Origin of the sequence: Falsirhodobacter sp. 20TX0035 (assembly GCF_028307215.1) — a bacterium.
Lineage (GTDB): Bacteria > Pseudomonadota > Alphaproteobacteria > Rhodobacterales > Rhodobacteraceae > Falsirhodobacter.
Genome location: NZ_JAQMHV010000001.1, coordinates 445,767 through 466,571, shown reverse-complemented (window position 1 = coordinate 466,571; position 20,805 = coordinate 445,767). Strand labels below are relative to the sequence as shown.

The 20,805-nt window shown below is 67.6% G+C and carries 17 protein-coding genes; 5 read left to right on the top strand and 12 right to left on the bottom strand.

The genetic code is table 11. The annotated features are described in order from the left end of the window. Positions 1–10: 10 nt before the first annotated feature. Complete coding sequence (gene chrA, locus PIJ50_RS02475; protein ID WP_271972391.1) at positions 11–1,198, bottom strand: chromate efflux transporter; 1,188 nt, start codon at positions 1,196–1,198, stop codon at positions 11–13. A 161-nt stretch (positions 1,199–1,359) separates the two neighbouring features. Here chrA and PIJ50_RS02470 point away from each other — a divergent pair, with 161 nt between their 5' ends. Then, positions 1,360–3,633 (top strand): hypothetical protein, encoded by a 2,274-nt coding sequence (locus tag PIJ50_RS02470; protein WP_271972390.1) that lies wholly within the window; start codon positions 1,360–1,362, stop codon positions 3,631–3,633. 91 nt (positions 3,634–3,724) lie between these two features. On the opposite strand, the gene PIJ50_RS02465 is transcribed toward PIJ50_RS02470, so the two are convergent. After that, positions 3,725–4,837, bottom strand: coding sequence for a 5-methyltetrahydropteroyltriglutamate--homocysteine S-methyltransferase (locus PIJ50_RS02465; RefSeq protein WP_271972388.1), 1,113 nt, complete (start codon positions 4,835–4,837; stop codon positions 3,725–3,727). Between the two features lie 155 nt (positions 4,838–4,992). Here PIJ50_RS02465 and serB point away from each other — a divergent pair, with 155 nt between their 5' ends. After that, the gene (serB, locus tag PIJ50_RS02460) at positions 4,993–5,877 is read left to right on the top strand and encodes a phosphoserine phosphatase SerB (RefSeq protein WP_271972386.1); all 885 of its coding nucleotides are present in this window, start codon (positions 4,993–4,995) and stop codon (positions 5,875–5,877) included. On the opposite strand, the gene PIJ50_RS02455 is transcribed toward serB, so the two are convergent. Continuing rightward, a complete protein-coding gene (locus PIJ50_RS02455) occupies positions 5,862–7,256 on the bottom strand; it encodes a mannose-1-phosphate guanylyltransferase/mannose-6-phosphate isomerase (RefSeq protein WP_271972384.1) in 1,395 nt (464 codons plus the stop codon). The two genes, serB and PIJ50_RS02455, sit on opposite strands and share 16 nt — an antisense overlap. Positions 7,257–7,340: 84 nt before the next feature. Here PIJ50_RS02455 and PIJ50_RS02450 point away from each other — a divergent pair, with 84 nt between their 5' ends. Then, positions 7,341–7,829: an acyl-CoA thioesterase gene (locus tag PIJ50_RS02450; RefSeq protein WP_271972382.1), complete on the top strand. Its 489-nt coding sequence runs from the start codon at positions 7,341–7,343 to the stop codon at positions 7,827–7,829. Here PIJ50_RS02450 and zapE read toward each other — a convergent pair. The 7 genes from zapE to mutM all read right to left on the bottom strand — a co-directional run bounded on the left by zapE (position 7,820) and on the right by mutM (position 16,711). Next, positions 7,820–8,905: a cell division protein ZapE gene (gene zapE / locus PIJ50_RS02445; RefSeq protein WP_271972380.1), complete on the bottom strand. Its 1,086-nt coding sequence runs from the start codon at positions 8,903–8,905 to the stop codon at positions 7,820–7,822. The two genes, PIJ50_RS02450 and zapE, sit on opposite strands and share 10 nt — an antisense overlap. 1 nt (position 8,906) lies before the next feature. Beyond that, positions 8,907–11,351: a DNA topoisomerase (ATP-hydrolyzing) subunit B gene (gene gyrB / locus PIJ50_RS02440; protein ID WP_271972379.1), complete on the bottom strand. Its 2,445-nt coding sequence runs from the start codon at positions 11,349–11,351 to the stop codon at positions 8,907–8,909. A gap of 80 nt (positions 11,352–11,431) precedes the next feature. Beyond that, complete coding sequence (recF, locus tag PIJ50_RS02435; RefSeq protein ID WP_271972377.1) at positions 11,432–12,502, bottom strand: DNA replication/repair protein RecF; 1,071 nt, start codon at positions 12,500–12,502, stop codon at positions 11,432–11,434. Then, positions 12,495–13,613 (bottom strand): DNA polymerase III subunit beta, encoded by a 1,119-nt coding sequence (dnaN, locus tag PIJ50_RS02430; protein ID WP_271972375.1) that lies wholly within the window; start codon positions 13,611–13,613, stop codon positions 12,495–12,497. The genes recF and dnaN overlap by 8 nt, the downstream gene beginning before the upstream one ends. Before the next feature lie 76 nt (positions 13,614–13,689). Next, positions 13,690–15,060: a chromosomal replication initiator protein DnaA gene (gene dnaA, locus PIJ50_RS02425; protein ID WP_271972373.1), complete on the bottom strand. Its 1,371-nt coding sequence runs from the start codon at positions 15,058–15,060 to the stop codon at positions 13,690–13,692. A 463-nt stretch (positions 15,061–15,523) separates the two neighbouring features. Continuing rightward, a complete protein-coding gene (rpsT, locus tag PIJ50_RS02420) occupies positions 15,524–15,799 on the bottom strand; it encodes a 30S ribosomal protein S20 (protein WP_271972372.1) in 276 nt (91 codons plus the stop codon). Positions 15,800–15,868: 69 nt separating this feature from the next. Further along, positions 15,869–16,711, bottom strand: coding sequence for a bifunctional DNA-formamidopyrimidine glycosylase/DNA-(apurinic or apyrimidinic site) lyase (gene mutM, locus PIJ50_RS02415; protein WP_271972370.1), 843 nt, complete (start codon positions 16,709–16,711; stop codon positions 15,869–15,871). A 122-nt stretch (positions 16,712–16,833) separates the two neighbouring features. Here mutM and ubiE point away from each other — a divergent pair, with 122 nt between their 5' ends. Beyond that, positions 16,834–17,577 (top strand): bifunctional demethylmenaquinone methyltransferase/2-methoxy-6-polyprenyl-1,4-benzoquinol methylase UbiE, encoded by a 744-nt coding sequence (gene ubiE / locus PIJ50_RS02410; RefSeq protein WP_271972368.1) that lies wholly within the window; start codon positions 16,834–16,836, stop codon positions 17,575–17,577. A 1-nt stretch (position 17,578) separates the two neighbouring features. Beyond that, entirely contained in the window at positions 17,579–19,099 is a 1,521-nt protein-coding gene (gene ubiB, locus PIJ50_RS02405) for a 2-polyprenylphenol 6-hydroxylase (RefSeq protein WP_271972366.1), read from the top strand. On the opposite strand, the gene PIJ50_RS02400 is transcribed toward ubiB, so the two are convergent. Then, the gene (locus PIJ50_RS02400; protein WP_271972364.1) at positions 19,096–19,743 is read right to left on the bottom strand and encodes a flagellar hook capping FlgD N-terminal domain-containing protein; all 648 of its coding nucleotides are present in this window, start codon (positions 19,741–19,743) and stop codon (positions 19,096–19,098) included. The genes ubiB and PIJ50_RS02400 overlap by 4 nt on opposite strands. Before the next feature lie 10 nt (positions 19,744–19,753). Beyond that, positions 19,754–20,332 (bottom strand): flagellar hook-length control protein FliK, encoded by a 579-nt coding sequence (locus PIJ50_RS02395; RefSeq protein WP_271972362.1) that lies wholly within the window; start codon positions 20,330–20,332, stop codon positions 19,754–19,756. Positions 20,333–20,805 lie beyond the last annotated feature (473 nt).

Below are 20,805 nucleotides of genomic sequence, written 5' to 3'. Positions count from 1 at the left end.
ACGTGTCGTGTTACGCCACAAGCGCCATTCCGACACCCGCCAAGGCCCCAAGCGCCACCACAACCCAAGGTGGCGCCTTCCACATCGTCAGCGCGACCAGCCCAATCAGCGCCAGCGCGAAATCGATGCGGCTGGTGATCCCCGTGGTGAACACCGGGTCATACAACGCCATGGCGAGCACCCCCACCACGGCGGCGTTGGCGCCCGCGACGGCCGAATGGGTCCAGGCGGACCGCCGCAGCCAAGTCCAGCCGGGCAGGGCCGCGATCAGGATCAGGAAACCAGGCAGGAACAGCGCCAGAAGCGCGAGTAGGGCTCCCGGCGGGCCGGACATCGACGCTCCCAGCCACGCGGCAAAGGTGAACAACGGCCCCGGCACCGCCTGCGCCAGCCCATAACCGGACAGGAACACATCCTCGCTGACCTGCCCCGTGGCCACCACCTCGGCCTGCAGAAGCGGCAGCACCACATGCCCGCCGCCGAAGACGAGCGATCCGGCACGGTAGAAGCTGTCGATCATCGCGGCCATGTTTCCGGACGACCGCAGGGCCGGGAGCAGGACCAGCAGCAGCAGGAACACCGCCAGCGCCCCCAGGCCGACGGCGCGCGAAACGGGAAAGGACAGGCCCCGCCCGCCGGTGGCTGCGCCGGGCACGCGCCACAGGCCCAGCGCCATGCCCATCCCGATCGCGCACAGCATCGCCGCCGGACCCGAGATCACGGCCAGCAGCGCCACGGAGGCCACGGCGATGGCCGCCCGGTCCTGGTCCGGGCACAAGGACCGCGCCATCCCCCAGACGGCCTGCGCCACGATCGCCACCGACACGATCTTCAACCCGTGCACCAGCCCTGCCGCCGCCGGCCCGTCGACAGCCGCCGCCGTCAGGGCCAGCCCCCCAAGGATCAGCGCCGAGGGAAGGGTGAAGGCCAGAAACGCGGCCAGCGCGCCGCCCCAGCTCGCGCGCCCCAACCCAAGGGCAAAGCCGACCTGGCTGGAGGTGGGGCCCGGCAGGAACTGGCACAGCGCCACCAGTTCGGCATAGGCATCCTCGTCCAGCCAGCGGCGGCGGAGCACCAACTCCTCCCGGAAATACCCCAGATGGGCCACCGGACCCCCGAAGGAGGTGAGGCCCAGCTTCAGGAACGCGCCGAACACCTCGGCCACGGAGCCCGGGCGCGTTTGGGTCTGTGGTGTCATGCATGTCCCCCGCAGCGTGATCCTGAGCACGGGTATCCGGCGGGCCGTGGCCTCTGGGCAAGCCCGCCCTTTGCCGCATCCGAAGGTGTGCACCTGTCACATCCATGTGATCTTGGGGCCCTAGAGGGGGGGCGTTCCCCCCGGCCAGCAAGGATGTACCAGTGCCCGTTTCCCTTTCCGCGCCTCGGCTTGCGAGCCTGACCTTCACGCTGCTCTGCGCCACGGCCCTGTCCAACGCGGCTTTTGCGCAATCGGCCTGCGACTCCTCGGCCAGCGGCGTGACCTGCTCGGGCTCCGGCACGGGCCTTGTGGACAAGGATCTGGACGACGCGATCCTGACGGTCCAGCCCGGCGCGCAGGTGGAGGCGGAGGACGCGCAGGCGTTCCGCTTCGGCGACGGCGTCACGCTGGTGAACGCGGGCACGGTGCGGTCGGCCTTCGACCACGCCATCCAGGGCGGCGATGACGCCACGGTCACCAACAGCGGCACGATCGAAAGCACGGGCAAGGACGGGATCAACCTGAACGCCGGGGCGCGTGTCGGGAACGCAGGGGTCATCACCGCCACCGATGATGGCATCCAGACCGAGGGCGCGGCCACCATCATCAACATCGGCGCGATCACGGGGGGCGCTGCGGGTGTCAAGGCCGAAGGCGACGACGCCGTCGTGATCAACGCGGCCGGGGCGACCATCACCGCCGGGGAGGATGGCATCCGCATCGAAGGCCTGCGTGGGTTGGTCAGCAATGAAGGCACCGTGACCTCGGGCGAGGATGGCATCAAGATCGACGATGACAACGGCATCGTGCAGAACATCGGCACGATCACGGCCGGACGCTTCGACACGTCGGGCGCGGTGCTGGTCGAAGGCGACGGGATCCAGACGGAAAACAATGGCCTTGTCCTCAACCGTGGCACGATCGGCGCCAGCAAGGACGGCGTCAACGTGGGCGACAACAGTGGAGTTGCCAACTACGGCACCATCACCGGCGCCGACGATGGCGTGCAGATCGGCGTCGACAGCACCTTTTACAACGACACGACGGGCACCGTCGTGGCGGTGGGCGAAGGCATCAACGCCAACGAGGATGGGATTCTCGTCACCAACCTCGGCACAATCCGGGCCGGGGATGACGCGATCAACGCCGGCCGCAACGCCACCATCGAGAATTCGGGCACCATCCTGTCCGACGGCGGCGAACAGGACGGCATCGACCTCGATTCCGGAACGGTGGAGAATACGGGCACGATCTTGGCGCTGGGCAGCCAGGACGGCATCGACTTCGACCCCAGCACGGACGCGTCGACCGTGACCAACAGCGGGCGGATCGAAGGGGCCATCGGGATCAACACCGATCCGGCCGACACGGGCGCGCAGACGGTGATCAACAGCGGCACGATCACCGGGCGCGACGGCACGGCCCTGAACCTGGGCGCGGGCGACGACCGGTTGGTGCTGAACGACGGCTCGCAGATCGACGGTACGATCGAGATGGGCGAGGGAGCCGACACGCTGGAAGTGACCTATGCCACCTTCGATCGCCTGACCCTCGGCTCGGCCGTGGAAACGGTGACGACGGCGGGGGCGGCCCTTGTCGGCACCTCGGCCATCGTGCTGCTGGACGAGGACGCCCTGCGGGCCGAGGATCGCGATACGCAGGCTTTGGCCTATGGCCTGTCGCGTCAAATTCTCTTGGCCCCGATGGGCGAGGGGCTGTGGGCCGCCGGGCGCGGGCAGGACGGTGAATCCGGCAGTTCCCTTGCGCTGGGCGTCACGGGCTATGACATGGCCCTGGGCGGCGGTACGGCGGGTGCGTTCCTGAGCCTGTCGAAAAGCGGCGACGTGACGGCCAAGGTCGCCGGCCTGCGCTTTGGCGTGACGAACGACCGCCTGACCGCGGTGGCCATGGCCTTCGCCGGCCAGACCGAGGGCGAGGACATCGCCGGCACGGCGGGCGCCGAGGGCGACATCGCGGGCGTCGCGGGTCGCGTGAAGGTCCTGATGCGCGCGCCCGAGGCCGGGCAGATCGGCTTCGATCTTGCCGCCGAGGGCGGGTGGAGCCGCAACGCGCTGGACGGCTATGACCTGTCGCGTCTGGACACGGACATCGACTCCCGCGATGTGGACAGCCGTTATATCCGGGCGGAAGCGGGTGTTCCGGTGGTGCTGGGCGGAACGGATGCGTTGCGCGGCTATGTGGCCGTCACGCGGATGGACGGCGACGCCGACGACATCACCGCGCGCTTTGACGGGCAGGCCATCACGATTGAGGGCGCGGGGCTGGACCGGACCGTCTACGGCTTGGGCGCCAGCTGGTCGCGCCAGTTTGCCGGCGACGCGGTTCTGGACGCGCAGGTGGAAGCGAGCTTCGGCAACGACACGGAAAACGACATCGCGCTCGGCGTCTCGTTCCGGATGCCGCTGGGCCGCTGATCGGGCCAAGGGAATGCGAAAGGCCCCCGGTGTTCCGGGGGCCTTTTTCGTGCCGGCAGAGGTTCCTTTTGGCCGGACCGACCTGTTGGGATCAGTTCTCGCCCCAGATTGCTTGGGCGGTGTTCACCACCAGCTCCAGTTTACGCTTCTGGTCGTCCTCCGTGATGGCGTTGCCATGTTCGGTGGAGGCGAAGCCGCATTGCGGTGCGATGCCCAGCTGGTCGAGGTCCACGTATTTCGACGCTTCGTCGAACTTCGCGCGCAGCCAGTCGGGGCGTTCCAGTTCGCCCGTCTTGGTGGTGATGAAGCCGGCCATGACGCGCTTGTGGCCCTTGGGCAGCAGCCTCAACGGCTCCAGCCCGCCGGCCCGTTCCGTGTCGTATTCCATGAAATACACGTCGACCGAGGTGCGGTTGAAGATCGCGTCCGCCGCCAGATCGTAGCCGCCTTCGGCCACGTGCGAGGAGCGGAAGTTGCCGCGGCACATGTGCATCCCGATGACCATGTCCTGCGGGCGGTCCTTGATCGACTCCTCCAGCATCCGGGCGTACTGGTCGATCAGCCAGTCGGGGTCCTGACCCAGGGCGCGGCGCTGTTCGCGCTGCTTCGGATCGGCCAGATAGGCGAAGAAGATGTCATCAAGCTGCAGATACCGGCAGCCCGCGTCGTAAAACGCTTGCACCGCCTTCTTGTAGGTCTGGGCGATGTCGGCGAACAGCACCTCGGCGTCGTTGTAGGGGGCGTGTTCGATGTTCTCCGGCTCCATCCGGAAATGGATGGCCGACGGTCCGGGGATGGAGATCTTGGGCACCTCGCCCGCCTGCACGAGGCCCTTCACGAAGGTGAAGTGTTCGATCATCGGATGGTCGGCTGGGAAGTCGAGCGGGCCGGTCAGATGCGCCTCGATCGGCGGGGTCTTGTGTTCGGTCTTGAAAGGCAGGCTGCGGGTGGAGGGCTTCATCTCCAGCCCCGTCAGCATGCCCATGAAGTCGTAATGCCAGAAGGCGCGCCGCGCCTCGCCATCGGTGAGGACCTTCATGCCGGTGTCGCGCTGCAACTGCACGAGGTCGCGGATGCCCGCATCCTCGACCGGGCGCAGGTCGGCGGGGGCCAGATGCGCGGCGCGGGCGACGGCCACCGGGGCCGGACGCAGGAGGGAGCCGACATGATCGGCCCGGAAAGGTGCGGTGCGGGTGCTGGTCATGATCGTCGCCTTCTTTGTGGATGCGGGGAAAGTCGTGCCTCCTCCGTGGGTTGTCAACATGGGGCAGGGCGCGGGAAGCCCAACATCCCCGTGACTGGCGAAGGGGGCCGATTGGCTGTAATCCTGCGCAAAGCCCTTCAAGGATCGGAGCGATCATGCATGTTGTCACCCTCCTGACCCGTCCGGACACGCCCCGGCTGACGGCGGCGCTGGCCGAGGACATCCGCCGCACCTGGGGCGGCGACGCCCTGCGCTGGCTGGAGCCGGCGGTCGCGGCCGAGTTCGCGCTGGCGCAGGTCCCCCCCGACCGCTGGGACGTGTGGGAAGCGCTTCAGGCGCAGGGCATCGACATGGCCGTCGTGCCGCAGGCGGGGCGGCGCAAGCGCCTGCTGCTGGCCGACATGGACTCCACCATGATCCAGCAGGAATGCATCGACGAACTGGCCGACATGGCCGGGGTGGGGGCCTTCGTGTCGGCCATCACCGCCCGCGCCATGAACGGGGAACTGGATTTCGAGGCGGCCCTGCGCGAGCGCGTGGCGCTGCTGAAGGATCTGCCGGTGTCCATCATCGATCAGGTGATCGCCGAACGGATCACCTTCATGCCGGGCGGGGCCACGCTGATCGCCACGATGAAGGCGCAGGGCGCGCGGGCGGTGCTGGTGTCGGGCGGGTTCGTGGATTTCACCGCGCGCGTGGCCGCGACGCTGGGCTTTGACGAAAACCGCGCCAACATCCTTTTGGCCGAAGGGGGCAAGCTGACCGGCAAGGTCGCCGAACCCATCTTGGGCCGCGAGGCGAAGGTGACGGCGCTGGAGGAGATGAGCCGCCGGATGGGCATCACCGCGGCGGAGGTGATCGCCGTGGGCGACGGGGCCAATGATCTGGGCATGCTGGGCCGCGCCGGCATGGGCGTCGCGCTGCACGCCAAGCCCGCCGTGGCCGCGCAATGCGAGGTGCGGGTGAACCATGGCGACCTGACGGCGCTTCTGTTCCTGCAGGGCTATGCGCGGGAAGACTTCGTTCAGGCCCGGGCGTAGCTGTCGGCATAGCGGGTGATGTCATCCTCGGCCAGATAGCTGCCGGTCTGAACCTCGATCAGGATCATCGGCACCTTGCCGGGGTTTTCCAGCCGATGCAGCGCGCCTAGGGGGACGTAGATCGACTGGTTTTCCGTCACCAGCCGTTCGGCCCCGTCAATGGTCACGCGGGCGGTGCCGGACACCACGATCCAGTGTTCGGACCGGTGCACGTGGCTTTGCAGCGACAGCGCCGCGCCGGGATGCACGGTGATGCGCTTCACCTGAAAGCGGTCGGCCAGGGCCAGAGTCTCGAACCAGCCCCACGGACGGTGGGCGCGGGGAAAGGTGTCGGCCTGCACGGCGTTGCGCGCGCGCAGGGCAGTGACGGCCAGACGCGCCTCTTGCGCGCGGTGGCGGTCCATCACCAGAACGGCGTCGGGCATGGCGACGGCCACGATGTCGCGCAGGCCGATCCCCACGATCTCTTGCCCCGGCGACTCCGATCGCAGCAGGCTGTCCTGGCAGTCGATGGCGGTGGCGGGACCATGCCGCGCCACGCCTTGGGCGCAACGGGGGCTGCCCTGCCACACCGCGTCCCAGCCGCCCATGTCGGACCAGGCCCCGCCAAAGGGCACGACGGTCAGGTTCTCCGCCCGCTCCATCACCGCATAGTCGATGGACAGGTCGGGAAGCCCGGCCCAGGCCTCCGCGTCCAGCCGCAGGAAGCCGAGGTCGGGGCGGGCCGCCTGCACCGCCGCCCGGACGGCGGTCAGGATGTCGGGGCAATGCCGGTCGGCGGCGGCGATCAGGGTGTCGGCGCGGCACAGGAACAGGCCCGCGTTCCACAGGAAACGGCCGTCCCGCAGCATCGCCTGCGCGTCGGCCAGCGCCGGCTTTTCCACGAAACGCCTCAAGGGGGACACGCCCGGCCCTTCCGCCTCCAGCCAGCCGAAGCCGGTTTCGGCGCGGTCGGGCGTGATGCCGAAGGTCACGATCCGGCCCTGCCGCGCCGCGTCCACCCCTTGCGCGATGGCACCGTGGAACGCCTCCACATCCGGCAGGGCATGGTCCGAGGGCGAGACCAGCAGCAGCGCCTCGGGCGGAAGGTGCAGGGCCGCGGCCAGGATCGCGGCGCAGGTGTTGCGCGCCTGCGGTTCGATCAGGATGGCACCGGGATCCACCGCCACGCCCGCCAGCTGTTCCGTCACGATGAACCGGAAGTCAGAGGCGGTGACGATCACCGGCGGCGCGAAGCCCGGCCCCGTCAGGCGCAGCGCGGCCTGCTGGAACAGGCTTTCGTGGCCCAGAAGCGGCGCGAACTGCTTGGGATAGCTGCGGCGCGACAATGGCCATAGACGCGTGCCCGACCCGCCGCATAAAAGAACCGGAGTGATCACACCCAACCCCCAACCTGCCTGACCCACCCTTTCCACGGATCGCTTTAAAAAGGGTTAACGATTTCTTTCCAGCCCGGAGCCAGAATGTCCGCCACGCACAGCCACCACCTGAACATGACCGAACTGATGACGCCGGACATGGCCAACTTTAGCGGAAAGGTCCACGGGGGGGAGTTGTTGAAGCTGCTGGACCGCGTGGCCTTCTCGCTGGCGTCGCGCTATTCCAAGCATTACGCGGTCACGCTGTCGGTGGATCAGGTCGTCTTCAAGCAGCCGATCAACGTGGGCGAGCTGGTGACCTTTCTCGCCTCGGTGAACTACACGGGCCGCACCTCGATGGAGGTGGGGATCCGGGTGGAGGCGGAGAACATCCGCACCGGCGAACGCCGCCACACGAATTCGTGCTATTTCACCATGGTGGCGGTGGGCGATGACGGGCGGCCGGTGGGCGTGCCGCAGCTGGAGCCCACGAATGAGACGGAGCGCCAGCGCCACCGCGCCGCCGAATTGCGCCGCACCCTGCGCCGCGAACATGCCGAACGCATGCGCGCGGCGGCCGAGGATCAGGCCTGACCCCAGCGGGCGTCCTGCATCTCCCTCAGGCGCGAGGCGGTGCGTTCGAACTCGAACGCGCCTTCGCCTTCTTCGTAAAGCTTTTCGGGTTCGTCCGCGGCGCTGGCGATCAGGCGAACCTTCGCCTCGTACAAGGCGTCGATCAGGGTCACGAGGCGCTTGGCCTCGTTGTTGCGGGCGCGGGACAGGCGGGGGATGTCCTCAAGGATCAGGACGCGCACCGCTTCGGCCAGCGCCAGATAATCGCCGGGGCCGTGCGGCTTGACGCACAGGTCGTTGAACGTCGCCCGCGCCACGCCATTGGCGAAAAGGGGCACCGACACGGTGCGCCCGTTGACGGTCAGGACCAGCGGCTCGCCCTTGGCGTCGCCGGTCAGGTGGTCCCAGATCTCGTCCAGATGGGGCTTGGCACCTTCGGCCGGCTGGAAATAAACGGGCTGGCCGGTTAGCCGGTGCTGGCGGTAATCATGTTCGCTGTCCAGGCCATGCACCACCAGCCGTTCCTTCAGAAGGCCGATGAAGGGCAAAAACAGCTGCCGGTTCAGCCCGTTCTTGTACAGGTCGTCCGGCACGCGGTTGGAGGTGGTGACGATCGTCACCCCCCCTTCGAACAGCTTCTGGAACAGGCGTCCCACGATCATCGCGTCGGTGATGTCGGTGATCTGCATCTCGTCAAAGGCCAGCAGCCGCAGCTTCGACGTGATGTCGGCGGCCACGGGCGCGATGGCGTCGTCCACGCCGCGCTTGCGCGCCTCGTGCAGGCCGTGGTGGATTTCCTGCATGAAGGCGTGAAAGTGGACGCGGCGCTTGGCCGGGATGTCCACCGCCTCGATGAACATGTCCATCAGCATCGACTTGCCGCGCCCGACGCCGCCCCAAAGATACAGGCCTCGGATCTGCGGGGTTTCGGTGTGCGTGAACCGCGCGAAGAAGCCGCGTTTGGCCGGGGGCGGGGGGGCCGCCTCCAGCGCCGTCTTGATGCGTTGCAGTTCCGGCAGCACGGCGCGCTGCGCGTCGTCCGGTTTCAGCAGACCGGCGGCCACCCGCTGGTCGTAAAGCTCAGCGAGTGTCGGCACGTCAGGTATCCAGGTTTTCCACGTTCAGGGCGTTCTGCTGGATGAACTCGCGGCGCGGCTCCACCACGTCGCCCATCAGCTTGGTGAAGATGTCGTCCGCCTCGGCCATGTCGTCGACCTTGACCTGCAGCAGCGTCCGCGCGTCCGGGTCCAGCGTGGTTTCCCACAGCTGGTCGGGGTTCATCTCTCCCAATCCCTTGTAGCGTTGCAGGCTCAGGCCCTTTTCGCCTTCCGACAGGATGGCCTTCAGCAGGTCCACGGGGCCGTGGATCAGCTGTTCCCGGTCCTTGCGGATCAGGCGGGACGTGCCCTGATAGACGTTGCGGTGCGGCTGGGACACCGCCGCGATGCGCCGCGCCTCGCCCGAGCGCAGGACGGCGCCGTCCAGCGTCCGCAGTTCTTCGACCCCGCGCAGGATGCGCGACAGGCGGATGCCGTGATCCTGCGTGATCCGGCCGGACCAGCCGCGTTCGTATTCGCGCGCCACCTCGTCCAGACGCTTGGCCACCGTGTCGGCCAGCGCCTGAAGATCGCCCGCATTGGCGTCAAAGGCGCCGGCCAGCGCCGCCTGTTCGACGATGTGACGTGGGTAATGGGTGGGGAACGCCTCCAGCACGCGGCGGAACTGGCGCGCGCCCTCGATCACGCGGATCAGGTCCTGACCGGCCAGCACCTCGCCGCTGCCCAGGCGCAGGGTGGCGCCGTCGGTGCCCTGCTGGATCAGGTAATCCTCCAGCGCGGCCTGGTCCTTCAGGTAGACCTCGGACTTGCCGCGGGCCACCTTGTACAGCGGCGGCTGCGCGATGTAGAGGTATCCGCCCTCGATGATCTCGGGCATCTGGCGGAAGAAGAAGGTCAGAAGCAGCGTCCGGATGTGCGCGCCGTCCACGTCGGCGTCCGTCATGATGACGATCTTGTGGTAGCGGAGCTTGGCGATGTTGAACTCGTCCCGCCCGATGCCGGTGCCCATGGCGGTGATCAGCGTCCCGATCTCCTGGCTGGCCAGCATCCGGTCGAAGCGGGCGCGTTCCACGTTCAGGATCTTGCCCTTCAGCGGCAGCACGGCCTGGTTGGCGCGGCTGCGGCCCTGCTTGGCCGACCCGCCGGCGGAGTCGCCCTCGACCAAGAACAGTTCGGACTTCGCCGGATCGCGTTCCTGGCAATCGGCCAGCTTGCCGGGAAGGGATGCGACGTCCAGCGCCGTCTTGCGCCGCGTCAGGTCGCGCGCCTTGCGGGCGGCCTCGCGGGCCAGCGCCGCCTCGATGATCTTGCCGACGATGATCTTGGCCTGCGCGGGGTTCTCCTCGAACCACTCTGCCAGCTTCTCGTTCACGAGGTTCTCCACCGCCGGGCGCACCTCGGAACTGACCAGCTTGTCTTTGGTCTGGCTGGAGAATTTCGGGTCCGGCACCTTCACCGACAGCACGCAGGTCAGCCCTTCGCGGGCGTCGTCGCCGGTGAAGTCCACCTTCTCGCGCTTGGCGATGCCGGAGGTCTGGGCGTAGTTGTTGATCGTCCGCGTCAGCGCGCCACGGAAGCCCGCCATGTGCGTGCCGCCGTCGCGCTGCGGGATGTTGTTGGTGAAGGGCAGCACCGTTTCGTGGTAGGTGTCGTTCCACCACATCGCGACTTCCACGCCGATGCCGTTCTTTTCGCCGGTCATGAAGATCGGCTCGGCCATGACGGAGGTCTTGGAGCGGTCCAGATACCGCACAAACTCCTTCACGCCGCCTTCGTAGAACAGTTCGGTCTTCAGGGGGTCGGCGGGGCGTTCATCCTCGATGATGATCCGCACGCCGGAGTTCAGGAAGGCCAGTTCCCGCAGCCGCGTTTCCAGCGTCTTGAAGCTGAAGTCGAGGTTGGAGAAGGTGCCTTCCGGGTCCGTTTCCTTCGACGACGCGAAGAACCGCACTTCCGTCCCGCGCTCGCCCGGGGCGTCGGCCACGACGCGCACATGCTCCACGCATTCGCCCTTTTCGAACCGGGCGTAGTATTCCTTGTCGTCGCGCCAGACGCGCAGCTCCAGCCACTCGCTCAGCGCGTTCACGACGGACACGCCCACGCCGTGCAGGCCGCCCGACACCTTGTAGGCGTTGCCGCTGTCGTCGGTGTTGTTGAACTTCCCGCCCGCGTGCAGCTGGGTCATGATGACCTCGGCCGCCGAAACGCCTTCTTCCTCGTGCAGGTCGACCGGGATGCCGCGGCCGTTGTCGCGCACCGACACGCTGCTGTCGGCGTGAATCTTCACCGTGACGGCGGTCGCATGGCCGGCCAGCGCCTCGTCGATGCCGTTGTCCACCACCTCGTACACCATGTGGTGCAGGCCCGACCCGTCGTCCGTGTCGCCGATATACATGCCGGGGCGTTTCCGGACGGCTTCCAAGCCCTTGAGAACCTTGATGGAACTGGCGCCATAGGCGTCGGGTTGCCGTGCTGCTTCGGCCATGCGGAAATACCTTTTCTTACACTCCGATCTTATACAGGCGGGCGGGGGGAATGTCACGCGATGGGGGGGCTTTTTCGCCTTTATCCGATGGATTTCACACCGGATTCGCCTGCGCCTTCCGTCACGTGCAGCCGCTGCGCCCGGGGGCCGAGGCTGTCGAAGAGTTCCGCCCCCGTGCCCGTCATCAGGACCTGCGCGTCCAGCGCCAGAAGCGCCTCGTACAGGGCCGCGCGACGATCCGCGTCCAGATGGGCCGCCACCTCGTCCAGAAGGATGACGACGGGCGCCTCGCCCGACAGGGCGCGCGCGTTGGCCAGGATCAGGCTGATCAGCAGGGCCTTCTGCTCACCGGTGGAACACTGGGCGGCGGGCATGTCCTTGGCGGCATAGACGGCGCGCAGATCGGCCCGGTGGGGCCCCGCCAGCGTACGCCCCGCGGCCATGTCGCGGCGGCGGTCGGCCCAGGCGTCGGGCCAGCCTTCCTCGTCCGTGATCTGCAGGTCGGCGCGGGGGAACGCGCTGTCCGACTGCGCCTGTGACAGGCGGGTCAGGGCCTGCGCGCGGTTCGCGGTGATCGCCTGCGCCGCATCGGCCATCTGCGTTTCCAGCGCGGCGTACCAGGCGGGGTCCGACACCTCGTCCCGCAGCAGGCGGTTGCGTTCGCGCATGGCCTTTTCATAGGCCAGCGACGCGTCGGCATGGTCGGGCAGAAAGCTCATGGTCATGCGGTCCAGAAAGCGCCGCCGCCCTTCGGCCGCCTCGATCCACAGCCGGTCCATCGACGGCACCAGCCAGACCTGCCGCAAAAGGCGGGACAGCGCGATCTGGGGGGCGGGCTTGCCGTCGATGCGCACCTGCCGCGCCTCGCCCGGCCCGGCCCAGGTTTCCAGCTCGTGCCCCGGCATCTCGGCCTGGATCTTCCAGCCCAGCGCCTCGGGCTTGCGCGACAGATCCTCGGCCCCCGCGCGGCGCAGGCCGCGGCCGGGCGACAGAAGGGACACCGCTTCCAGCACGTTGGTCTTGCCGGCGCCGTTCGGGCCATAAAGCGCCACCGGCCGCCCGTCGAACCGCAGCCGCGTGTCGCGGTGGCTGCGGAAATGCGACAGCCTCAGCCCGGCGATCGCGGGGCCGGTCCGCTGCGTCTCAGACACGCATCGGCATCACGACATACACGGCGGAGGCGTCGTTGCCTTCGCGCATCAGCGTCGGATCGCCCGAGGAGTTGAAGAGGAAGACGGCGTTCTCGCGGTCCACCTGGCTCGCGATTTCCAGCAGGTATTTCGCGTTGAAGCCGATCTCCAGCTTCTCGTCGCCGTAGGCCACCGCCAGCTCTTCCTCGGCCGCCCCGGAGTCCGGGGCGTTGACGGAGAGGACGAGGCGGTCGTCCTCCATGCTCAGCTTCACGGCGCGGCTGCGTTCGGACGACACCGTGGCCACCCGGTCCACGGCCTTCGCGAATTCCGTCGCGTCCACTTCCAGACGCTTGGCGTTCGCCTGCGGGATCACGCGGGTGTAGTCGGGGAAGGTCCCGTCGATCACCTTGGAGGTCATGGTGATGTTGGGCGTAGCAAAGCGGACCTTGGTTTCCGACACCGACACGGCGATGTCCGCGTCGTCATCGTCCAGCAGCTTGCGCAGTTCGCCTACCGTCTTGCGCGGCACGATCACGCCGGCCATGCCCTGCGCCCCTTCGGGCAGGGGCGCGTCGATGCGCGCCAGCCGGTGGCCATCCGTCGCCACGCAGCGCAGCACAGGCCCGTCCTCTCCGGTGGCCACATGCATGTAGACGCCGTTCAGGTAATAGCGGGTTTCCTCGGTCGAAATGGCGAACTTCGCCTTGTCGAACAGGCGGCGCAGCATCTTGGCCTTGGCGGTGAAGCTGGCGGCGTATTCCGACGACGCCATGACCGGGAAATCCTCGCGCGGCAGGGTGGTCAGGCTGAAGTTCGATCGCCCGGCCATGACCGTCAAACGGCCCGCCGCCGCATCCTCGGTCAGGTTCACCAGCGCGCCGTCGGGCAGCTTGCGGACGATCTCGTGCAGCATGGTGGCAGACACGGTGGTGGCGCCCGCGCGTTCCACCTGCGCCGGGGCGCGGTCGATCACCTCGATGTCCAGGTCGGTCGCGCGGAAGGACACGGTGTTGCCCTCCGCCTCGATCAGGACGTTGGCGAGGATCGGGATCGTGTTGCGGCGTTCCACCACCGACTGGGCCTGAGAGACCGCTTTCAGAAGTGTGCCGCGTTCGATGCTGATCTTCATGGACGTCTTTCCCGTTCCCGGCCTGCGGCCGAATTGTCGTCAGGGACTTTCCGATTATCCAGGCCGGGCGTCAAGGTCACGCCTGAAGCAGGCGGCGCAGCATCTGAAGATCGTCCGACAACTGAGAATCGGTGGACATCAGCTCCTCCACCTTCTTGACGCCGTGCATGATGGTGGTGTGGTCGCGCCCGCCGAACCGGCGCCCGATCTCGGGCAGGGAGCGGGGGGTCAACTGTTTCGCCAGATACATCGCGACCTGCCGGGGACGGGCGATGGTGCGCACGCGCTTCGGCCCGATCATGTCGGACAGGCGGACGTTGTAATGCTCGGCCACCTTGCGCTGGATCTCCTCGATCGTGACCTTGCGGTCCGAGGCGCGCAGGATGTCCGACAGGCATTCCTGCGTCACTTCCAGCGTGACGGGGCGCCCGACCAGGTTGGCAAAGGCGAACAAGCGCGTCAGCGCGCCTTCCAGCACGCGGACATTGGTGGTGATGCGGTGGGCCAGGAACTCCAGAACGCCGTCCGTGATCACCAGATCGCCCATCTGGCGACGGTAATGTTCGGCCTTCTGCTGCAGCACGCCCAGACGCAGTTCATAATCGGTCGGATGCAGGTCGACCACCAGCCCGCATTGCAGACGGGACTTGATGCGGTCCTCCAGATCCTTGATCTCCCCCGGCGCGCGGTCGGCCGAGATGACGATCTGCTTGTTCTGGTCCACAAGGGCGTTGAACGTGTGGAAGAACTCCTCCTGCGTGGAATCCTTGCCGGCGATGAACTGCACGTCGTCGACCATGAGGACGTCGACGCTGCGGAACATCTCCTTGAAGTCCATGATCTGGCGTTCGCGCAGGGCCTGCACGAAGCGGTACATGAACTGTTCGGCCGACAGGTAGAGGACGCGCAGATGCGGCTGGCGCAGTTGCAGTTCGTGCGCGATGGCGTGCATCAGATGCGTCTTGCCAAGGCCCACCCCGCCATAGAGGAACAGCGGGTTGAAGGTCACGGGGCCTCCTTCGGCCACGCGGCGCGCGGCCGCATGGGCCAGCGCGTTCGGCTTGCCCACGACGAAGCTGTCGAAGGTGAAGCGGGCGTCCAGGGGGGCGCTCGCGATCTCCTCCTCGCGCCGGGCGGGGGCGGCGGCTACCGGGGCAGGGGCGGGCGTAACACGGGGGGCAGGGGCGGGAGCTGCCGGGGCCGCCGCACGGGCGACGGAGAAGTCGATGCGCGACACGTCGATCCCGGCCTCGTTCAGGCGATGGCGGATCTTGTCGGCGAAGTTGCGCTGCACCCAGTTGCCGAAGAACGAGGTCGGCACCTCGAACTCCGCCCGGCCTTCGGCCAGATGCGTCAGCTTCAGCGGCTCGATCCAGGTGACGTAGTTGTTCCGGCCAACATGAAGCAGCAGGTCTTCACGCAACTTCGTCCATGTGTCGTTCGTCATGCCTGACCGCTCCAAATCCACCGCGCGGGCCTTTGCCCGATTTTTCTTGTGCTTCACCCGACCCCGAAGGGCGGCAAGCCGCAGGGGAGGACCGGCCGGCACAAAGCCGACGGCCGCAACAACAGGACAACCTCACGGGAAACGCGTCCCGTGAGGATATCGGGGCGCCAAAGGCACCCTGTTCGATCGTGCAAGGATCGCATCCCGCTGGCGGCCCTGGTCGCGCATGCGCGACGTACTGGCAGCCGGGCCCCAATGGGATGCGATCACGTCATGTCCCCCAGGACAGGTGAATCGCTTCAAGGACGCTAGCCCCGGAGCCGAGGCCTCCGCAACCGAACTTCGCTGTTGACAGAAATTTGGCAGGGCCGAATCCGGAACCTGCGATTTTGCCGCATCAGGCCGAAATAAAAACGAAAAAGCGCGCCCGAGGGCGCGCCATTTCAGCGGAATTTCTGTGGACTCAGGCCGCGGTGGCGCTAAGCGCTTTGACGCGCGACGACAGGCGCGACATCTTGCGGGCCACGGTGTTCTTGTGCAGCACACCCTTGGTCACGCCACGCGCCATTTCGGGCTGGGCGGTGCGCAGGGCTTCAGCGGCAACGGCCTGATCGCCGGAGGCGATGGCTTCCTCGACCTTGCGCAGGAAGGTGCGGATCCGCGACCGGCGCGCTTTGTTGATTGCAAAACGTGCTTCGGACTGCCGGGCGCGCTTCTTGGACTGGGGCGTATTTGCCATTAATCGGTTTCCGGTTCTGTCGGGGTTCTATTCTTGAAGCCGGGTCTTTATGCCCGACTCGGCGCCAAGTCAAGCGGTTTGGCACTGCGGGCAGAAGAAGGTCGACCGTCCGGACTGCACGATCCGCCCCACCGTGTGGCCGCATTCGGGGCAGGGCGCGTCTTCGCGGCCATAGACGCGGAAGCTGTGCTGGAAATAGCCCAGCTCCCCGCCTGCCTGGCGATAATCGCGCAGGGAGGAGCCTCCGGCGGCGATCGCCTCCTCCAGCACGTCGCGGATGATGGGGACCAGACAGGCCACCTCCTCCTCCGTCAGCTGCCCGGCCATGCGGCGAGGGTCAAGGCGGGCGCGGAACAGCGCCTCGCACACGTATATGTTGCCAAGGCCCGCCACGATTCGCTGGTCCAGAAGCGCGGACTTGATCGGCGTGTTGCGCCCCTTCAGGCGCGCCGCGAGGTAGTCCGCGTCAAAGCCGTTGCCCAGCGGCTCTGGCCCCAAAGCCGCCAGAAGGGGGTGGTCGTCCCCGGTGGGCAGCAGGTCCATCGCGCCGAAGCGGCGGGCGTCGTTGAAGGTCACGCGGGCGCCCGTTTCCATCGTTAGCACCACGTGATCGTGCTTTTCGGGGGCGGGATGGTCGTGGTGGAACTGCCCCACCTGCACGCCCGAGATCAGCATCCGCCCCGACATGCCCAGATGGATCAGAAGCGTCTCGCCCCGGTCCAGATCGGCCAGGATGTATTTCGACCGCCGCCGCAGCCCCAGCACCCGAGCGCCTGTCAGCCGCGCCGCCATGTCGGGCGGAAAGGGCCAGCGCAGGTCGGGGCGGTTCACCGCGGCGTCAGCGATCACGTGTCCGATCAGCACGGGCGCAAGGCCCCGGCGAACGGTTTCGACTTCGGGCAATTCGGGCATGGGCGACCTCCGGCGCATCGCTATATATGTGCGAAGCGCGGGCGACAAAGCGGTTTTCCTTTGCGCCGGCACCATATACCCATTCGGGCGAACGACGGCCAACTTCGACATGAGGGCGCAGCATGAGCGACAAGACCACCCATTTCGGCTTCCGCACCGTGGATGAAACCGAGAAGGCGGGCCTCGTGCATGGCGTCTTCTCCTCGGTCGCGTCGAAATACGACGTCATGAACGACCTGATGTCCGCGGGCGTCCACCGCCTGTGGAAGGACGCGATGATGGACTGGCTGGCCCCGCGCCCGGGCCAGCGTCTGCTGGACGTGGCCGGCGGCACGGGCGACGTGGCCTTCCGTTTCCTCAAACGCGCGGCGGGGTCCAAGGCCGTGGTGCTGGACATGACTGAATCCATGCTGGTCGCGGGCCGTCAGCGCGCGGATGCGGGCAACATGGCCGACCGGCTGGACTGGGTCGTGGGCGACGCGATGGCGCTGCCGCTGCCCGACAACAGCTTCGACGTCTACACGATCAGCTTCGGCATCCGGAACGTGACCCGCGTGCAGGACGCCCTGAACGAGGCGCACCGCGTCCTGCGCCCCGGCGGCCGCCTGATGGTGCTGGAGTTCAGCCAGCTTCCGAACGCGATGATGCAGAAGGCCTACGACCTTTACAGCTTCAACGTCATCCCGCCGATGGGCAAGCTGGTGACGGGCGACCGCGACAGCTACCAGTACCTGGTGGAATCCATCCGCAAGTTCCCCGATCAGGACACCTTTGCCGGCATGATCCGGCAGGCGGGCTTCGATCTGGTGAAATACCGCAACATGTCCATGGGCATCGCCGCGCTGCATTCCGGCTGGAAGGTTTGAGTTGAGGGGCCCGCACAACATCCTGCGGCTGATCCGCACCCTGGCCACGTTCCAGCGGACCGGCGCGCTGCCCGTCATCCTGCAACAGGCCGAGGCGCCCGCCCGCCTGCGCCTTGTGGCGCATCTTCTGGCCTGGCCCTTCACCTGGCTGGGGCTGAAGGGGGACCCGATCCTGCCGCCGGTGGTCCGCGCGATCACGGCTCTGGGCCCGGCCTACATCAAGTTCGGCCAGATCCTGTCCACCCGCCCCGACATCGTGGGCGGCGATCTGGCGATGCAGTTGCGCTATCTTCAGGACCGGCTTCCGCCGTTCCCCACGACGGTCGCCCGCCAACAGATCGCGGCCGAACTGGGCCCCCAGGCGATCGAGGCCTTCACCGAGTTCTCGGAGCCGGTGGCCGCCGCTTCCATTGCGCAGGTGCACCATGCGCGCCTGATCGACGGGCGCGAGGTGGCCGTGAAGGTCCTGCGCCCCGGCATCGAGCGCGCCTTCCGCGTGGACGTGGACGCCTTCTACACCGGCGCCCGGATCGTGGAGGCGCTTCTGCCCTTTTCGCGCCGGTTGCGCCCGATGGACGTGGTGCGGCACTTTGACGGTGTGGTGACGGGCGAACTGGACCTGCGGCTGGAAGCCGCGGCAGCTGGGGAATTCGCGGTGAACACGGCGGCCGACGAAGGCTTCCGCGTGCCGGCGCCCTTGTGGAACCTGTCGGGCCGCACGGTCATGACGATGGACTGGGTGGACGGTATCAGCTTAGCCGACACGGCCGCGATCGACGCGGGCGGCCATGACCGCGTCGTGCTGGGCGCGCGCGTGCTGCAACTGTTCCTGAACCACGCCCTGCGCGACGGGCTGTTCCACGCCGACATGCATCACGGCAACCTGAAGGTCGGCCCCGACGGCGCCATCGTGGCCTACGATTTCGGGATCATGGGTCGGCTCGACCCCTACACCCGGCGCGTCTATGCCGAGATCCTCTACGGCTTCATCCGCCGCGACTACCGCCGCGTGGCCGAGGTGCATTTCGAGGCGGGCTATGTCCCCCGCGACCGCGACATCGACGAATTCGCCCGCGCCCTGCGCGTGATCGGCGAGCCGATCTTCGGCATGGACGCAACCCACATCTCCATGGCGCGGTTGCTGTCCTACCTGTTCGAGGTGACGGAGCGTTTTGGCATGCGCACCCGGACCGAACTGATCCTGCTGCAGCGCACCATGGTTGTGGTCGAAGGCGTGGCCCGTTCGCTGGACCCGCACATCAACATCTGGCAGGTCGCCCGCCCCGTGGTGGAGGCCTACATCCGCGAGAACGTGGGCCCGCGCGCCGCACTGCGCGATCTGGCGCAGACGGCACGGGTGCTGGCCCGGTTTGGTCCGCGCCTGCCCGGTCTGGTCGAACAGCGGCTGATGCGCGACGATGCGGAGCCCACTGTGATCGTCCGAACCCCGTCACGCCTGAAGCCGATGGTGGTGGGGGCGGCGATCGCCCTGATCGGCGTCGCCATCGGCGCGCTGATCTAGCGCTTCAGCCGGGTCACGTCGGCCGCGGCCACCTCCGTCCCGTCCTTCAGCACAAGGACGGTGCCATCCGTCCCGATCTTCGCCTCCGCCACCTCGGCGTAATGCTGGACGGGGGTGACGGACAGCGCGGTTTCGCCCGAATAATTTTCCATGCTCAGCGTGTAGCGGCCGGAGGGAAGGGCGGCGCCCGTGGCGTCCTGCGGGGTCCATTCGACGGTTTCCGCCGTGATGTCCAGGGTGTTGCGCGCAACCGTGTTCCCCGAGGCGTCCTTCACCACCAGAACCGCCCCGTCCGCCTTGGCGTCGAACTGCGGATACAGCGTCACCGGACTGCCATCAACCGTCACAGGGGCCGTGACCATCGCCTGCGCCCCCAGCCACGAGGACAGGTCCGACAGCGTCATCGCGTCCATCTTGCCGCCCATCGCCTCTAGGATCTGGTTGGTCAGCGTCTGCTGTTCGACCCCCGAGAAGGTGGCCAGCTGCACCGCGAAATCCGTCGATTCCATGGGCGAGGTCGGATCCTGGTTCTTCAGCTGCGTGGTCAGCATGGTCAGAAAGGTCTGATAGTCGGTGCTGCCCGACTTCGTGGCACCGCCCGAGGAGGTGCGCGTGGTGACGGAGGTGGTGCTGGTGACGTCCATGGTCCTGTCCTTAAAGCCGAAGATCCAGCCCGGAAGAGGGCAGAAGGGGCGAATGCGTGTAATGGGCCACCTCGGCCCGGGGGGCGAAGGTGCTACCTTCGGTCTCGGGCGGCGGTTCGGGCGCAGGCGGCTCCGCCCAGTCCGAGAAATCGAGCTGTGCCCCGCCGAAGCCCTGCTGGGCCAGATCCTGCTGCAACTGGTCGGCGTGCCGCCGCATCAGGTCCAGCGTGGCGGGGTTGTCGGAACTGACCACGACGCGCCAGTCGTCGCCGTCGCGGTGCAGGGTAACGTGGACGCGGCCCTGATCGTCGGCCCCCGTGTCGCGGGACAAGGCGTCCGCATGGGCGTGAACCACCGCCTCCGCCTGCTTGCGGGCGGGTTCGGGGGCGGCGGCGTCCTGCCCCGTGCGAAGGGGGTCGGTGGTGGGCGGAGGCGCGGGCGCGGCAGGGGGATCGGCCGGCACCTGCGGAACATCCAGAGGCAGCTCGGCCGACGCAGGCGCGGCGCCCGCCGGATTGGCGGCCGGCACTTCCGAGGGTTCGGCCTCCGTTGGCAGAGGCGACGAGTGGAGGACCTTGCGCACCGCCATCTCCGGCCCCGCCGCGCCGGGATTGGCCGCGGGCAGGCGGGCAGACGTTGCGGAGTCAGCCGCCAGAACGGGCGTTGCCGCAGGTTTTCGCTGGGGGGCTGGGAGGCTTGGAGAGGTCACCATTTCAGGTCGGACAGACGCTGCGCCGGGGATGGAACTCTCTTGCGCCGCCACTTTGACCGGACGCGCCGGAACGGCCGCCGCCATACCGGAGGAAGCGGCCGAAGGCACATCCACCTCAGCCGCTGACGGCAAGGGTTGTGCGCCAGTCACCGCACCGGCATCCGCCGTAGCCGTAGCCGTAGCCGTAGCCGTAGCCGTAGCCGTAGCCGTAGCCGTAGCCGTAAGGGTGGCCTGCACAGATGATGCATCTGGCGGTGCATCTGCCACGGGGGGCATGGCAGGCGCTGCACCGACATCCGCCGCGTCCATGGGCACTTCCTTCGGCGCAGGTGCCGGATTCTCCGGCTGAA

Excerpts from the sequence above, each read along its gene's own strand:
- chrA (WP_271972391.1), bottom strand. The coding sequence starts at position 1,198 with ATGACACCACAGACCCAAACGCGCCCGGGCTCCGTGGCCGAGGTGTTC.
- PIJ50_RS02465 (WP_271972388.1), bottom strand. The coding sequence starts at position 4,837 with ATGACCAGCACCCGCACCGCACCTTTCCGGGCCGATCATGTCGGCTCC.
- serB (WP_271972386.1), top strand. The coding sequence starts at position 4,993 with ATGCATGTTGTCACCCTCCTGACCCGTCCGGACACGCCCCGGCTGACG.
- PIJ50_RS02450 (WP_271972382.1), top strand. The coding sequence starts at position 7,341 with ATGTCCGCCACGCACAGCCACCACCTGAACATGACCGAACTGATGACG.
- gyrB (WP_271972379.1), bottom strand. The coding sequence starts at position 11,351 with ATGGCCGAAGCAGCACGGCAACCCGACGCCTATGGCGCCAGTTCCATC.
- dnaN (WP_271972375.1), bottom strand. The coding sequence starts at position 13,613 with ATGAAGATCAGCATCGAACGCGGCACACTTCTGAAAGCGGTCTCTCAG.
- dnaA (WP_271972373.1), bottom strand. The coding sequence starts at position 15,060 with ATGACGAACGACACATGGACGAAGTTGCGTGAAGACCTGCTGCTTCAT.
- rpsT (WP_271972372.1), bottom strand. The coding sequence starts at position 15,799 with ATGGCAAATACGCCCCAGTCCAAGAAGCGCGCCCGGCAGTCCGAAGCA.
- mutM (WP_271972370.1), bottom strand. The coding sequence starts at position 16,711 with ATGCCCGAATTGCCCGAAGTCGAAACCGTTCGCCGGGGCCTTGCGCCC.
- ubiE (WP_271972368.1), top strand. The coding sequence starts at position 16,834 with ATGAGCGACAAGACCACCCATTTCGGCTTCCGCACCGTGGATGAAACC.
- PIJ50_RS02400 (WP_271972364.1), bottom strand. The coding sequence starts at position 19,743 with ATGGACGTCACCAGCACCACCTCCGTCACCACGCGCACCTCCTCGGGC.
- PIJ50_RS02395 (WP_271972362.1), bottom strand. The coding sequence starts at position 20,332 with ATGGCGGTGCGCAAGGTCCTCCACTCGTCGCCTCTGCCAACGGAGGCC.